The organism is Solibacillus sp. FSL R5-0691 (assembly GCF_037974225.1).
In the GTDB taxonomy this organism is placed as follows: Bacteria; Bacillota; Bacilli; order Bacillales_A; family Planococcaceae; genus Solibacillus.
The window spans coordinates 1,211,388-1,225,663 of record NZ_CP150231.1 but is presented as its reverse complement, the minus strand read 5'-3'; the positions used below and the strand labels follow the sequence as shown (position 1 = coordinate 1,225,663).

Genomic DNA, 14,276 nt, shown 5'->3' with positions numbered 1-14,276 from the left:
AAAATTCATTTGAACAAAGTAAAAAGGAGATGCAAAAAGGAAGTTCTTTTTACATCTCCGTAAATCATTATTTTATTATACTATTAACATGTTCAAAAAAAGTCGGGTAGGAAACGGCGATACAATCCGCATCGTCAAGTTCAACTTCCCCATCCGCAACTAGCGCTGCGATCGCACCCATCATTCCAATACGGTGATCACCATATGTTTTCAAGCTTCCACCATGTAAAGGAGTCGGGCCTTCAATGACCATGCCGTCTTCTGTCGCTTCAATATTTGCGCCTAGTTTCTTTAACTCATTTACAACCGCATCAATACGGTTTGTTTCTTTTACTTTTAGCTCTTCTGCATCTTTAATGATTGTTTTACCGGCAGCTTGTGTCGCAAGCAGTGCAATAATCGGAATTTCATCGATTAGGCGGGGAATAATCGCGCCCTCCACTGTTGTTCCTTTTAGATCGGAAGTTTCAATCGTAATCGTAGCGGTTGGTTCTGCCGCGTTCTCGTCATCGATTGTGATGGCCATTTTCGCACCCATGTTTTGAAGTACTTCTAAAATGCCGTCACGTGTTTCATTGACCCCCACGTTATTCAGAATAATTTTGCTGTTTTTCGCAATAGCACCGGCAACTAGGAAAAATGCAGCCGATGAAATATCCCCGGGTACATTTACATGTGTTCCAGTCAGGGTTTGACCGCCTTGCAATGACACGACCCCATCTTCAACTGTTACCGTTGCCCCGAACTGGCGCAGCATACGTTCTGTATGATCACGTGAAATTTCTTCCTCACGGACAACCGTTGTACCTTCAGCACGTATACCGGCAAGCAGAATAGCTGATTTCACCTGGGCACTGGCAACAGGCATTTTGTAGTCGATCGCTTTTAACGAGCCACCTTGGATTGCGAGTGGCGTATATTGTCCATTTTCTCGTCCGGCAATTTGCGCACCCATTAAACGTAATGGATCTGCCACACGACGCATAGGACGCTTACCGATCGATGCGTCACCTGTCATGATTGTATGTAATTTTGTGCCGGATAACAGCCCTAACATTAAACGTGTTGTCGTACCTGAGTTTCCTGTATAAAGGACTTCTTTCGGTTCAGTCCACCCATCTATTCCCGGACTGTCTATCGTTACGTCTGTCCCGTCAACCTCAATGTCTACCCCAAGCTTTTGGAAGCAGTCGATTGTACGAAGGCAGTCTTCACCTAATAAGAAGCCGCTGACCGTCGTTTTTCCTTTTGCAATGGAGCCGAACATAACAGAGCGGTGTGATACCGATTTGTCACCCGGTACCGTAATATCTCCCTGTAATGACGGTTGATTGTAATGCAATGTTTTACTCATTTATGCCCCCCCTTTTTAGAAGATCCCTTTTGCCATTATGAAATATATGTATCGTACTTCGCCTTGTGTTCAATACATTGTGCCGCACGTTCCCGGTCTTCATTTGTCTGGAAACTGATGACCAGAATCCCGAATACATCAACACGTGTTTCTACGATACGTATATTTGTAATACTTATATTATTTTCAGCCAATAAGCCTGTGACTTCTGAAATGACCCCTGGATAATCCGGGATATCGACATAAAGATCGTACGGTATATACAAGGCACCGTTCGCAACCGGTAAACTGTCCCGGACATCACGCGCTTCACTGAAGTAGTTCTCGATCGCTTTCGCATCACCTTCAGCCAATAGATCACGCACACGCTGCATTTCGTTAAGCCAATTATCAAGCTGTCCGACCAATTCCTGCTTATTTTGCATTGTAATATCACGCCATAAAGCAGGATTTGATGAAGCAATACGTGTAATATCACGGAAACCGCCTGCAGCTAATGAAGAGGTCATTGGATATGTCTGTTTTTCACTATTAAGCTGATGTACTAAAGATGCCGCGATAATATGCGGGAAATGGCTGACAACAGCTGTCATATGATCATGTACCTTCGCATCGACAACGACCATCTTCCCGAGTGTAAATTTCAGCAGATCATCCAGTGCAGCAAGTTTTTCAAGCTCTTCCCCTTCATGGGGTGTCAGCATATAATAGGCATTTTCCAGTAAATAGGGTTTTGCTGCTGTAATACCGCTTTTATGGGAACCCGCCATTGGATGCCCGCCGATAAATGTAATACCCAGTTGCCGCAGCTCTACTGCTTTTTCCATAATTTTCGCTTTCGTACTGCCTGTATCTGTAATAATGACATTGCGCTTCAATTCCCACGACTTCAGCTGTTCCATAAAGTCGAGTGTCACATTTACCGGTGTACCAAATATAATTACATCCGCTTCTTTTGCAAATTCAGCAGGATTTTTAACAACTTCATGAACGACCTGTAAAGTGTCCGCTAATTGTCGTGTTTGTTCATGAGCATCATAGCCGAACACTTTTGTTTGTGGTGCCTTCTGCAAAGCCATCGCTACAGATCCACCAATTAACCCTAGTCCGATTACGAAGACATTTCGTGTCATGCAAGTACTCCTTGTTCATTTAAGACTTCTTCAAGCAACTGTAAAAATCTCGCATTTTGAGCTTCTGTACCGATTGTCACACGAATGTAGCCTTCCAATCCTAATGCTGCGCCGCTTCGGATAATAAATCCGCGCTTCATCATTTCTTCAAATACAACATTACTTGGAGCTTTCACTTCAAACATGACAAAGTTCGTTTGGGATGGGAAATAATTTAAACCGTGCTGCTCGCAAAATTCTACAAACTGCTTTTTGCCAATTTCATTTGCTTCACGACAGCTGGCAATGTATTCCTGGTCCTGTAGTGCGATTTGCGCTACTCGCTGGCTTAGGATTGTATTGTTGAACGGTGCACGCACAGGGTCAAGCTTCGCAATAACATCTACTTGGGCAATTCCGTAACCAACGCGGAAAGAAGCCAGTCCATACGCTTTTGAGAATGTACGCAATAAAATTAAATTCGGATAGTCACGGAAATAATGCAATGTATCTTTATAAGAGGCATCGTTTATGTATTCCACATAAGCTTCGTCCAATACAATGAAAACATCCTTTGGCACTTTAGCCAAGAAAGCACTCAATGCTTCATCCGATACGATAGTACCTGTCGGATTGTTCGGATTACATACCCATACAACCGATGTATTTTCATCAATTGCCTCCAGCATTGCTTCTAAATCATGGACACCATTTTTCAATGGTACTTTACGGATTTCTGCACCTTCAATCTCTGCATTATGCCAGTATTGAGAAAATGATAAATCTGCCATGACGGTGTTCACACCTGGATATAGTAATGCACGGGTAATGATTGCGATTAAATCATCCGAACCATTTCCTAAAATGATTTCATTTTCATCAATACCATAGAAATTCGCCAATGATGTTCGTAAGTTTTGAGCATAACCGTCCGGATATATTGCATGATTGGATTCATCTTTTTGTAAAAATTGTTTTACTTTTGGTGAGCTGCCAAAAGGATTTTCATTTGAAGCGAGCTTTACGACTTCATCCAAACCGAAAAGCTTCTTAACCTCTTCTATTGGTTTTCCCGGTTTGTAAGCTTTCATTCCAAATAACTGTTGTTTCCATTTCATCCTTAACGTCTCCTCTAACTCGCAATTATTTCACTAAATCTGGTCTTAATTTTACCGCATCTTCTAAGTATATATGTTGGATTTTGTCCTGTGGCGTTTCCGTATTCACATGTAATAATACACGAATACATAATGGCAATGCACCAGGCACATCCATTTCATGCATGCACATAATCGGTACATACTGCCACCCCGGCATCGAACGTACCGACTTGGCAGGAAAAGCCGAATGAATATCCGGCGTTGTAGAAATTGTCACAGAGGCAATATCTTCCGGTTCAATATTATTTTGTTTCGCAACTTCTTTTACTAATCTTGCCGTTTCTCCCCATACATATTCGGCTTTATCTTCAGCAATCGTAATTGCACCGCGAATTCCACGAATCATTGCTACACCTCCGCTAATAATGCTCTTAGTTGACGATCAATTTCTCGGCATTGTTCAAGTTCAACCTTTTGGACAAATGGTTGTCCGATCGTTTCAAGCAGCACGAACTGCAGTTGTCCATAGTCGGCTTTTTTATCTTTCAGTAAATATTCAATCAGCTGATCGAATGTAAATTCATGAACAGCTTCAAACGGATAGCCGTTTTCCATTGCAAAATGTAAAAAGCGTTTCGTAAATTGGTGATTAACTTTACCGTATTCTTCGCTCAATAGAAGTGCATAAATAAGGCCAATCATCACAGCTTCACCATGCGCTACACGTCCATAGCCTGCTGCTGCTTCAATCGCATGCCCGTATGTATGCCCTAGATTAAGATACTTTCTGACGGACTGTTCGGTTTCATCCTGCTCGACAATGGTCGCTTTTACTTGAATGCCATGTGCCAAATAATTTGCCAACAGTTCTTCCGGAAGTTCCGTTACATGATCTCCCTCAAGTAGCTCTTCCACCCATTGTGCATCGGAAATCAACGCATGCTTAATAACTTCCGCCATCCCTGAGCGTACTTCTTTTTCGGAAAGACTATGTAAAAATACGGTATCGAAAATAACGGCTTCCGGCTGGTAAAATGCACCGATCATATTTTTCCCTAGTTCGTGATTGATGGCCGTCTTTCCCCCAACAGCTGAATCATGTGCCAAAATTGTTGTCGGCACTTGGATGAACGGAATGCCCCGCATATATGTTGCAGCAACAAACCCGGCCAAATCGCCGACTGCACCACCGCCAAATGCGATAATAAGCGATTTTCTTGTACACTTTTGCTGAAGTAAATATGTTTGCACATCATTATAATTTTCAAAGCTTTTACATGTTTCCCCTGCCGGCATAACATGTACTTCAAACGTGTACGGGAAATTCCCTTCAAAATAGCTTTGCTGTGCTGCCCAAACATTTTCATCTGTCAATACAATGATTTTATCTGCTTTAGTAAGCAAATCATGCTGTGCTGTCAATGCATCACGTAATATCCCATTCCCAATCGTTACAGCGTACGAGTGCGAAGGAGTGCGAACCGGAATCTCCATATTAATACTCCTTCGTGTACTGACGCATTTCATCCAACTGCGCCTTTAATTGTGGTAATTGGTCACTATGGAACTGCTCAACGATAGCGTTTGCGATTTCCCAGGCAATAACATGTTCTGCAACGATGGATGCTGCAGGTACTGCACAGCTGTCAGAACGCTCCACACTTGCTTTAAAAGGCTCTTTCGTTTCAATGTCAACACTTTGCAACGGCTTATATAATGTTGGGATTGGCTTCATCACGCCTCGTACGACAATCGGCATCCCTGTCGTCATACCGCCTTCCAAACCGCCTAAACGATTTGTTGCGCGTGTATAGCCCTTTTCGTCATCCCATAAAATTTCGTCATGTACTTCCGAACCTTTTTTACGTGCCATTTCAAACCCGATACCAAACTCAACGCCTTTAAATGCATTGATGCTTAACATTGCAGATGCCAGTTTTGCATCCAATTTGCGGTCGTAATGCACATAAGAGCCGATTCCCGCCGGTAAACCTTCTACAATGACTTCTACGACACCGCCGATTGAGTCCCCTGCCTGTTTTGCTTCATCAATGGCTGTCACCATTTTTGCTGAAGCTTCAGGATCGATACAGTAACATGGGTCGTTTTCAATGATTGTACGGATTTCGTCTGCGGATTTACCTTCCAGCAAGCTGCTGTCTGCTTTAATCCCTACAATTTCCGTAACATGTGAAACAATGGAAATTCCAAGCTCGTTCAACAATGCTTTTGCGACAGAGCCAACTGCCACACGTACTGTCGTTTCACGTGCACTTGAACGCTCCAGTACGTTACGCAAATCGCGGTGACCGTATTTCATCCCTCCGACCAAGTCCGCATGACCTGGACGTGGACGTGAGATTTGGCGTTTAATTTCAGATGGATCGATATCTTCCGGCAATTCTGCCGCACCCATAATTTTCGTCCAATGCTTCCAGTCATCATTTGTAACGACTAATGCGACTGGTGAGCCTAATGTTTTTCCGTGACGGACTCCCGATACAATTTCCACTGTATCAGTCTCAATCTGCATGCGACGACCACGACCATGACCACCTTGACGACGTTTTAAATCATAATTAATTTTTTCTGCTGTTACCGGAAGTAAAGAAGGTAACCCCTCAATAATTGTTGTTAATTGTGGTCCGTGTGACTCACCTGCTGTTAAATAACGCATTAAACACTTTCTCCCTTCAACTCGCTAAAGTATGTATTTTTCACTATAACATATTTCAAATTAAATAACAGTACTGTTTCCGCCAGCCGATAATCTATTTTAGAATATTCTGAACGTTCCAACTAGAAAACGACACATTTGTTAGCGAAAAGAAACAAAAATACGCTTTTCGCTCTATTATCCGAAAAGCGCATTCATATATAGCTTTTTAAAGTATATCTCAACTAAAGCTTCTACGTTCTACAGAGCATCTATAAATTGTACTATTATTTTTTACGGTAAAAAAATGTATCTTCTACTTCAAAGTCATATTTTGCAGGATTAAATATCTGCTCAGTTGACCCTACAAACAAAATGCCACCTGGTCGCAATGCTTTACTGAAATTTGCATAGATCTGATCTTTCGCTTCTTCTGTAAAATAGATCATGACATTCCGGCAAACAATCAGATCAAAATTCGACTCATAAGGGTCCTTTAGTAAATTATGTTTTTTAAAATTAACCGTGCGCTTAATTTCATCTTTAACTTTGTAAAACTGGCCTTCTTGAATGAAATACTTTGACTGAACCGGTTTTGGTACTTCTGCAAGTGAGCGTTCCGGGTAAAGACCCAATTTTGCTTTTTGGATAACATTTTCATCCAAATCTGTTGCCAGGATATTTACTTGAGATAAAGGTAAATGATGGGACAATACCATTGCCAAGCTGTATGGCTCTTCTCCAGTCGAACAAGCCGCACTCCATATTTTCGGACGTTTATTAGTTTGGAGCAATAAAGGGAAAATTTTATTTTGCAAAACTTCCCACCGTTTTCCGTTGCGGTAAAACTCCGAAACGTTAATCGTCATGCGATCTAAAAATTCGTTCATCAGTTCGCGGTCTTTCTCCAATGCACTATAAAAATCTACGAAGTTCCGATATCCCTTTTTCTCATATAATGATGTTAACCGACGTTTCATCTGCGCTTCTTTATATAGAGCTAAATCAATGCCCGTTTTGCGCTTAATGCCATCAATAAATTGGACATAATCTGACATTATTCATCTTTCCCCTCATCTAACGTATGCCTATTATAGCCGAAAACTTCAGAACCCGAAACAGATTTTGTCCATAAACATTAATCAATGTGTCTTTCCAGCAAAAGTTGTTTCGATTGTTCTAGTTCAAGCCTCATCTTTTCCGTCTCGGAATGATAGCTCTGTAAGCGAATCTGTTCCAGCTCGGCCTCTTTCTCCAACATTTTGATTTGCAGCTTCATACTCGATCGTTTGTGTGATGTCAGTATTGCGGTTAATGCAATCGTAGCACCCGAACCAAAAATAATGCACAAAATAATAATATCTTCCATACGCTTCATTACGCTCCTCTAATTATTATTTTACTTTGTCAGGTCGGTCTGTTAGCTGTGATTCAAGCAGTAATTGCTTCGTCTGCTCCAATTCAAGCTGCATCTTCGCTGTTTCTTTATCATAAGTTTCGAGTCTTAGTTTTTCCAGCTTGATTTCTTTATCAAGGCGCTTTAGTTCAATATTTTTATTTTTCGTGTACGTATCTGTCAAAATCCCTACTACAGCGACTATTGTAATCATTACCCAGAACATGGATGTCACCCTTTCTACTAATTTAAATCGATACTTTTTATACGTATGTATTCCATAAATAGTTTCATTATTCCGATTTATTATACCATTAATAGTCCCGGTTTTTCCTGTTCCATATAAAAAAAGCTACCACTTAAAAGTGATAGCTTTTCTGTATGTTTAATTATTCAGCGATTCCTTCTGGGAACCATAAACCGATTTCACGCTCAGCAGAAGCTAAAGAGTCAGAACCGTGGATTACGTTGTGTGATAAAGTTACAGCGTAGTCACCGCGGATTGTACCAGGAGCTGATTCTTCTGGTTTTGTAGCACCCATCATGATACGAGATAATTGGATAACGTTTTCGCCTTCCCAAACCATACCGAATACTGGGCCTGAAGTGATGAAGTCTACTAATTCACCGAAGAAAGGACGCTCAGCGTGCTCTGCATAGTGTTTTTCAGCTAATTCACGAGTTGGTACCATTAATTTTGCTCCGCGCATTACGAAACCGCGACGCTCAAAACGGTCAACGATATCTCCGATTACTTGACGTTCAACGCCATCTGGTTTAACCATTAAAAATGTTTTTTCGATTGCCATTATAAACACTCCTTAAATTTGAGTAAAAGGTTTTACACCTACCGATAAATATTACCAAAATCCTACTCATACTGCAACAAATATTAGATTTGACCATAAATTGGCTAGATTATTTTAAGACTTTCTCTTCCCCATGAACAGCGCAATATCACGCAATTTTTTCTTCATCGGGTGTTTCGGCAATGCCTCGACCTCTTTTAAAGCCTTTTTTAAATACAAATTACTAATATGGGTTGCTTCTTTTATTGCTTCCGAATTCCGAACTAGTGCCAGCATACTTTGGCGCTCTTCTTCCGTTAATCCTTCTGATGCCACTTTCGACAAATAAGGGGCAAGCTGCGGATCGTCTTTCATCAACAATATCGGCAATGTAACATTCCCGTTCAGTAAATCACTGCCAGCCGGTTTGCCGAGCTGTTTGTCTGTCGCTGTAAAATCTAATATATCATCTACTATTTGAAAGCTCATTCCTACAAAGTAACCGTAGCGCTTTAAATGCCGAGCTGTTTTTTCATCGGCACCGCTTACGACCGCTCCAAGTTCACAACTTGATTCAATCAGTAAAGCTGTTTTACGTTTAATACGTCGGAAGTAATCTTTCAAACTTTGATCTAAACGAAACTTATCCTCAATTTGAATGACTTCACCATTTACCAGCTCAACCATTGTTTTCGCTAATATTTGATGGGCTCTCGGATTTTCTATGCTTGTAACATATTGTAATGCACGTGCAAATATAAAATTACCTGTGTACATTGCCACACGGTTGTTCCACTGGGCTTTCACCGTTTCCCGGCCACGGCGCATATCCGAATTGTCAATTACATCATCATGCACCAATGAACCCATATGAATAAGCTCCAATGGGACAGCAATGTTTTTCATTCGGTCAATATTATAGTCACCAAACTTGGCACTTAGTAACGTAAATACTGGTCGAATACGTTTCCCGCCGGCTTGTAGTAAATGAACTGAGGCATCATTCAATAAGTGTGAAGATGAATTCAACGCTTGTTCCAATTCGTTTTCGATGACTTCTATATCTGATTTAATATCGGCATATAGCATTTTGATTTTCATCTTTTCCACGCGTCAAAACCTACTCCCACTTTTATTTCTTCTTAAAACCCATGTGCATAGCTGCTGCCCCACCGCTATATGGTTTATATGTGACATTCTCATAACCGGCTTCCCGGAACATTTGCGCTAATTTTTTCATGCCGGGAAAATCATTCGCGGACTTTTGCAGCCATGAATACTCTTTATAACTTTTCGCAAAAATCTTTCCGAACAGCGGCATAATATGATTAAAGTAAAAACGGAAAAGCTGGCGATATACCGGAATTTCTGATTGGGAAGTTTCCAGACATACAACCATTCCTCCTGGTTTAACGACCCGATTCATTTCACGCAATACTTGCATATAATCCGGTACATTTCGTAAGCCAAAGCCAATTGTTACATAATCAAATGTATTATCTTCAAATGGTAGTTCCATTGCATTTCCGTGAATCAGTTCGATATTCGGGATATTCTCGGTTTTCTGCTTGCCGACTTTCAGCATATTTTCACTGAAATCAAGCCCTTTTACGTCCCCTTCATCACCGACAGCTTTCGATAGTGCGATTGTCCAATCAGCTGTACCGCAGCATACATCAAGGCATTTGGAACCTTTTTTTACTGCCATACGTTTCATCGTATCTTCACGCCATCCAACATGCATTTGGAAACTAATGACCGAGTTCATTTTATCGTAGCTCTCTGAAATGCTTTCAAACACTTCATGAACATGTTGTTCTTTCGATTTCGCCATTATTATTCAAGACCTTTCTAAATTCACTAAAAAGTGATGTATTGCTCAATGGAATGTTTTAATTCATCCGTTAAATCGATATTCCTCAAGTTTTCTCTCAATTGTCGCTCCATGTCATATAAATGATCCCAGAAGGCTTCAATTATAGAATCCATCATAGTCAAATCCGCTGAAAATGCCTTATTTAAAAAGCTCGGCTCCCCCTTGCTCAATAAATCGAGCTCTTTTTTCAAACGAATATAGGTTAACGTTTGCTGCATCAGCCCTGTATAGGCTGTGAAACCGTATACATCATAATATTGTGCAATCAGTTCACTTTCAATCGTCATTAAACTTTCAATCCACTGTTCAAGTGACCGTTTTTGTTCCTCGTAAATGCGGATCTGATGTTCACAACGCTTTACGATTCCTTCCGATAACTTATGAATCAAAAAAATATTGCCCGTTTGTGCAAGTAACTGATAATACCGACCACTATAATAATCACCGGAAAGGACAAGCAATTGCTGTTCTTTACTCGTTGCTTCCACTTCCTTCACTTTTTCGTGCTCTGTCAGTGAAGCATGGACAATTCCCACTGTGACCGCACTGATCTGATGTTCATCGGTCATAGGAGCGCCATTTAAAAAAGGAAGCTGAATGAAAAACAGCTGTTCTTCCTGTAGAGTCGGTTGTCCAACATTTTGAAGTAATGCTCTATGATGAACATGCTGTAGAATATTAGATTTTAACTTCTGAACCGATTGTGTAATAGATGTTGCATTCATAGAAATTACTCCATTTCAATGTGATAAAGCTTACGTACATTTTAATATTTATATGAGAATTACGAGATGTTACTTTTTACTTTGTACGACACCATGTGCAGAGTGAATTTTAGCTTTCCCCCGGATTTTCATGGCAGATGTATGTTCAGTAAACTGGGCGATCATAACTTCTCCCGCATCCAGTTTTTCTGAATGGTGAAATTTTGTATCTGTCCCGCGTGTTAAACCAATAACATGTACACCATCTTCTTCTGCTTCGATAATAATATACTCTGATTGTCCCATTATACAATCTCCCCACGTGTTAATTTCTTTGTCTATAATACCATAACTGTTATTATTATTTCATTTGGATGAATGTATTCACTTCATTGCGCTTTATATCATCCTGTTCATAAATGCCGCGTGCAACAGCTGTCACGGTTTTAGAACCCGGTTTTTTCAATCCGCGCATTGTCATACACATATGTTCCGCTTCCACAACAACATATACTCCTTTAGGATTGAGCATTTCCATAATTGTATCCGCTACAGTTGATGTAATGCGTTCCTGAAGCTGAGGGCGGCGCGCTACTGATTCGAGGCAGCGTCCGAGTTTACTTAAGCCGGCAACTTTTCCGTCTTTAGGTATGTAGGCGATATGGGCTGTTCCGTAAAATGGAACTAAGTGATGTTCACACATTGAATAAAATGGAATATCTTTCACTAAAACTAGTTCCTCATGATCTTCATGGAATACCGTACTGAAATAATCACGCGGATCTTCCTGTAAGCCGCTGAACATCTCCGCATACATTTTTGAAACACGTTTTGGTGTATCCAGTAATCCTTCACGCGTCACATCTTCCCCAACTGCTTCCAAAATCATTTTTACTGCTTCTTCTATCTTTTTTAAATCGACATTCGACATGAAACAAATTCCTCCTACAAACCAAAACGTTTATTATGTATAAATCTATATCTAATTAATTTTTATCTATATTAAATTTCCCGCTAACCAATTATAGGTTAGCAAAAAAGGTTAAATGCACTCTTGAATCGTAGCACATAAAGCTCATAAGTTCAAAACAGTTATACTATTTTTAGCATAGTCAGGTAAAAACAACTGAAATGAACAAAAGCGCCAAAGTGCCCGTTCAGCTACGATTGGGCAAAACGCCACTTCCTGATAGTGTGAGGAGCTGACGCTTAAGCCGAAGACGTAAAAAAGAGCAGCTCTCAGTTAGACTGAGAGCTGCTCTATGTACCTCGAGAAACTGAATTATTTTACAGCGTCCTTAAGTGCTTTACCTGGCTTGAAAGCAGGTACTTTAGAAGCAGCAATTTCGATTTCCTTACCCGTTTGTGGGTTACGACCTTTACGTGCTGCACGCTCACGAACTTCAAAGTTACCAAAACCGATTAATTGTACTTTGTCACCCTTTGCAAGAGCATCTTGAATTGTATCAAATACAGCTTCAACTGCTTTAGAAGCGTCTTTTTTAGAAAGACCTGCAGCTTCAGCAACAGAGTTTACTAATTCTGTTTTATTCACACCATTCACCTCCTCTCAAAGGGTCATGAATCTAAATCCTGTAAAAAGATTAACATACAGAAAACCGCTACGCAACTGAATTCCTCCATGTTTTGTATATATTTCGTCATTTTTTGAAAAAAAACTAAAATTACAGGACAATTCACCTATAAAAGTGAACGGCCCTGTAATCGTAGGTACTTCCTATTCTGTTAGTATGTTAAATAATAAATGTGATTAAACCTCTTTCGCCTTCATTAATTAATCTTTCCAGCATGAGGCGCATTCTGTTTTTCGCATGTGTCGGAACACTCTTCATTTTGAAACGGATACTTTCCGTAAGTACTTCGTGAAGCGGTGTTCCAAATAATTGCGTTTGCCATAATGCCTGGCGGTCAAATTCATAAGCATGCTGCAAGTCTTTCAGCAAGTGCTGACTGTGAAATTCGGATCCGATCAGTGGCGAGAATTCCGCTTCCATATCAATTCGGATAATGTGGTAAGAAGGAGCTTTCGCCTTCATACGCACACCATAGAAATTATTTTGTTCGATCAGCTCCGGCTCGCTCGGATCAAATTCATCCATCGCAGGCAATGTGACACCATATCCGTGTTCCTTCGCCTGTTCAATCGCATCGCGGAATCTACGCTGTGCCGCTTTTGCCTCTGAAGCTTCCTTAATAAAGAGGAGCCACTCTTTCTTTGTATCGATTGGTTTTTCAAGAAACTCGGTACACGTTTCCTTATAGTAATCGTTGTGAATGTTGACACGTAATGTTGCAATCCCCTGTCCCGCATCAATATTTTCAACGGTGCAACTTTCGACAAAATCGATTTCGCGAAGCAGTTGACTCGCCGCTTCCACGTCACGGATTTTCATTGAATCATCTTGTAATTGCGCCGTCGCAAATGCCAATGTTTCATTTAAATGGTGAGTATCATCTAAAACATCCAACCATTCCGGTTTTTCCACTTGAATTTCATTTACATTAAATTCAAATAACGCTTCTTGCAAAATGAGCATGACATCGTTCAACTGCATATGCTGAATCGCTGTCGGAATTACAGGAACATCATATTTCTGTGTAAGAGCATTTTGTAAATGCATTGTTTCAGCTGAATGCGGTGTCGTACTATTCAGTACAATGACAAACGGCTTTCCGATCTCTGTAAGCTGATCGATAATTTGCTGTTCCGCCTTTTCAACTGCTGCTCGCGACATCCCATTTACTGTTCCGTCTGTTGTCACAACAATTCCGATATTGGCATGGTCCCGAATTACTTTATCGGTACCGATTTTTGCAGCCTCCTGAAACGCTATCGCTTCATTATGCCACGGTGTTTGCACAAACTTCGGTCCTGACTCATCCTCATAGCCTTTTGCTCCATCAATCACATAACCTACACAATCTACTAATCTAACACGAAACGGTATTGCACTTTCCCCAAAGGCAACCGTAGTTCCCTGTGCTGGGACAAACTTTGGTTCAGCCGTCATGATAGTAGGCCCAGGTGAGCTTTGAGGAAGTTCATCCATCGCCCGCATACGGTCCTCGGCATTTTCGATATTAGGTAAAATCACGCCTTCCATTACCTTCTTAACAAACGTGGATTTCCCTACCCTAACAGGTCCTACAACGCCGATATAAAGATCACCATTCGTACGTTCTGCCAATTGCTGAAAAATATGCTCGCTAATTGTATTGCCTCCTTTATATACCGTAATCTTCTCCAATTAGAAGTATTCATTATCAAA

The 14,276-nt window shown here is 40.7% G+C and carries 17 protein-coding genes; all 17 read right to left on the bottom strand.

The window, feature by feature from the left end; all coding sequences use genetic code 11:
* Positions 1–67: 67 nt before the first annotated feature.
* Positions 68–1,354 carry a 3-phosphoshikimate 1-carboxyvinyltransferase gene (gene aroA, locus MKY51_RS05965; RefSeq protein WP_339175876.1) on the bottom strand — a complete coding sequence of 429 codons (1,287 nt, stop codon included), beginning with the start codon at positions 1,352–1,354 and terminating at the stop codon, positions 68–70.
* 35 nt (positions 1,355–1,389) lie between these two features.
* Entirely contained in the window at positions 1,390–2,487 is a 1,098-nt protein-coding gene (locus MKY51_RS05960) for a prephenate dehydrogenase (RefSeq protein ID WP_339175875.1), read from the bottom strand.
* Entirely contained in the window at positions 2,484–3,584 is a 1,101-nt protein-coding gene (gene hisC, locus MKY51_RS05955; RefSeq protein ID WP_339175873.1) for a histidinol-phosphate transaminase, read from the bottom strand. The genes MKY51_RS05960 and hisC overlap by 4 nt, the downstream gene beginning before the upstream one ends.
* Before the next feature lie 25 nt (positions 3,585–3,609).
* Positions 3,610–3,972 carry a chorismate mutase gene (gene aroH / locus MKY51_RS05950; RefSeq protein ID WP_339175872.1) on the bottom strand — a complete coding sequence of 121 codons (363 nt, stop codon included), beginning with the start codon at positions 3,970–3,972 and terminating at the stop codon, positions 3,610–3,612.
* Positions 3,973–3,974: 2 nt separating this feature from the next.
* Entirely contained in the window at positions 3,975–5,060 is a 1,086-nt protein-coding gene (aroB, locus tag MKY51_RS05945; RefSeq protein WP_339175871.1) for a 3-dehydroquinate synthase, read from the bottom strand.
* Between the two features lies 1 nt (position 5,061).
* On the bottom strand, positions 5,062–6,243 hold the full coding sequence (gene aroC / locus MKY51_RS05940; protein WP_339175869.1) for a chorismate synthase: 1,182 nt from the start codon (positions 6,241–6,243) through the stop codon (positions 5,062–5,064).
* Positions 6,244–6,509: 266 nt separating this feature from the next.
* On the bottom strand, positions 6,510–7,280 hold the full coding sequence (locus MKY51_RS05935) for a protein-glutamate O-methyltransferase CheR (RefSeq protein ID WP_339175868.1): 771 nt from the start codon (positions 7,278–7,280) through the stop codon (positions 6,510–6,512).
* 80 nt (positions 7,281–7,360) lie between these two features.
* A complete protein-coding gene (locus MKY51_RS05930; RefSeq protein ID WP_339175867.1) occupies positions 7,361–7,600 on the bottom strand; it encodes a hypothetical protein in 240 nt (79 codons plus the stop codon).
* A gap of 16 nt (positions 7,601–7,616) precedes the next feature.
* Positions 7,617–7,844: a hypothetical protein gene (locus MKY51_RS05925; protein WP_339175866.1), complete on the bottom strand. Its 228-nt coding sequence runs from the start codon at positions 7,842–7,844 to the stop codon at positions 7,617–7,619.
* A gap of 163 nt (positions 7,845–8,007) precedes the next feature.
* Positions 8,008–8,427 (bottom strand): nucleoside-diphosphate kinase, encoded by a 420-nt coding sequence (gene ndk, locus MKY51_RS05920; RefSeq protein ID WP_339175864.1) that lies wholly within the window; start codon positions 8,425–8,427, stop codon positions 8,008–8,010.
* A 114-nt stretch (positions 8,428–8,541) separates the two neighbouring features.
* A complete protein-coding gene (gene hepT / locus MKY51_RS05915) occupies positions 8,542–9,516 on the bottom strand; it encodes a heptaprenyl diphosphate synthase component II (RefSeq protein ID WP_339175863.1) in 975 nt (324 codons plus the stop codon).
* Between the two features lie 22 nt (positions 9,517–9,538).
* Positions 9,539–10,240 (bottom strand): demethylmenaquinone methyltransferase, encoded by a 702-nt coding sequence (locus tag MKY51_RS05910; protein ID WP_339175862.1) that lies wholly within the window; start codon positions 10,238–10,240, stop codon positions 9,539–9,541.
* A gap of 26 nt (positions 10,241–10,266) precedes the next feature.
* Positions 10,267–11,007 (bottom strand): heptaprenyl diphosphate synthase component 1, encoded by a 741-nt coding sequence (locus MKY51_RS05905; RefSeq protein WP_339175860.1) that lies wholly within the window; start codon positions 11,005–11,007, stop codon positions 10,267–10,269.
* A 69-nt stretch (positions 11,008–11,076) separates the two neighbouring features.
* The gene (mtrB, locus tag MKY51_RS05900) at positions 11,077–11,292 is read right to left on the bottom strand and encodes a trp RNA-binding attenuation protein MtrB (RefSeq protein WP_339175858.1); all 216 of its coding nucleotides are present in this window, start codon (positions 11,290–11,292) and stop codon (positions 11,077–11,079) included.
* Between the two features lie 55 nt (positions 11,293–11,347).
* Positions 11,348–11,917 (bottom strand): GTP cyclohydrolase I FolE, encoded by a 570-nt coding sequence (gene folE / locus MKY51_RS05895; RefSeq protein WP_339175857.1) that lies wholly within the window; start codon positions 11,915–11,917, stop codon positions 11,348–11,350.
* A 351-nt stretch (positions 11,918–12,268) separates the two neighbouring features.
* Entirely contained in the window at positions 12,269–12,541 is a 273-nt protein-coding gene (locus MKY51_RS05890; RefSeq protein WP_004232618.1) for an HU family DNA-binding protein, read from the bottom strand.
* Positions 12,542–12,740: 199 nt separating this feature from the next.
* Entirely contained in the window at positions 12,741–14,255 is a 1,515-nt protein-coding gene (spoIVA, locus tag MKY51_RS05885; protein ID WP_339175856.1) for a stage IV sporulation protein A, read from the bottom strand.
* Positions 14,256–14,276 lie beyond the last annotated feature (21 nt).

Bases quoted from the DNA above. Each gene is read 5' to 3' on its own strand.
- aroA (WP_339175876.1), bottom strand. From the start codon at position 1,354: ATGAGTAAAACATTGCATTACAATCAACCGTCATTACAGGGAGATATT.
- MKY51_RS05960 (WP_339175875.1), bottom strand. From the start codon at position 2,487: ATGACACGAAATGTCTTCGTAATCGGACTAGGGTTAATTGGTGGATCT.
- hisC (WP_339175873.1), bottom strand. From the start codon at position 3,584: ATGAAATGGAAACAACAGTTATTTGGAATGAAAGCTTACAAACCGGGA.
- aroH (WP_339175872.1), bottom strand. From the start codon at position 3,972: ATGATTCGTGGAATTCGCGGTGCAATTACGATTGCTGAAGATAAAGCC.
- aroB (WP_339175871.1), bottom strand. From the start codon at position 5,060: ATGGAGATTCCGGTTCGCACTCCTTCGCACTCGTACGCTGTAACGATT.
- aroC (WP_339175869.1), bottom strand. From the start codon at position 6,243: ATGCGTTATTTAACAGCAGGTGAGTCACACGGACCACAATTAACAACA.
- MKY51_RS05935 (WP_339175868.1), bottom strand. From the start codon at position 7,280: ATGTCAGATTATGTCCAATTTATTGATGGCATTAAGCGCAAAACGGGC.
- MKY51_RS05930 (WP_339175867.1), bottom strand. From the start codon at position 7,600: ATGAAGCGTATGGAAGATATTATTATTTTGTGCATTATTTTTGGTTCG.
- MKY51_RS05925 (WP_339175866.1), bottom strand. From the start codon at position 7,844: ATGTTCTGGGTAATGATTACAATAGTCGCTGTAGTAGGGATTTTGACA.
- ndk (WP_339175864.1), bottom strand. From the start codon at position 8,427: ATGGCAATCGAAAAAACATTTTTAATGGTTAAACCAGATGGCGTTGAA.
- MKY51_RS05910 (WP_339175862.1), bottom strand. From the start codon at position 10,240: ATGGCGAAATCGAAAGAACAACATGTTCATGAAGTGTTTGAAAGCATT.
- MKY51_RS05905 (WP_339175860.1), bottom strand. From the start codon at position 11,007: ATGAATGCAACATCTATTACACAATCGGTTCAGAAGTTAAAATCTAAT.
- mtrB (WP_339175858.1), bottom strand. From the start codon at position 11,292: ATGGGACAATCAGAGTATATTATTATCGAAGCAGAAGAAGATGGTGTA.
- folE (WP_339175857.1), bottom strand. From the start codon at position 11,917: ATGTCGAATGTCGATTTAAAAAAGATAGAAGAAGCAGTAAAAATGATT.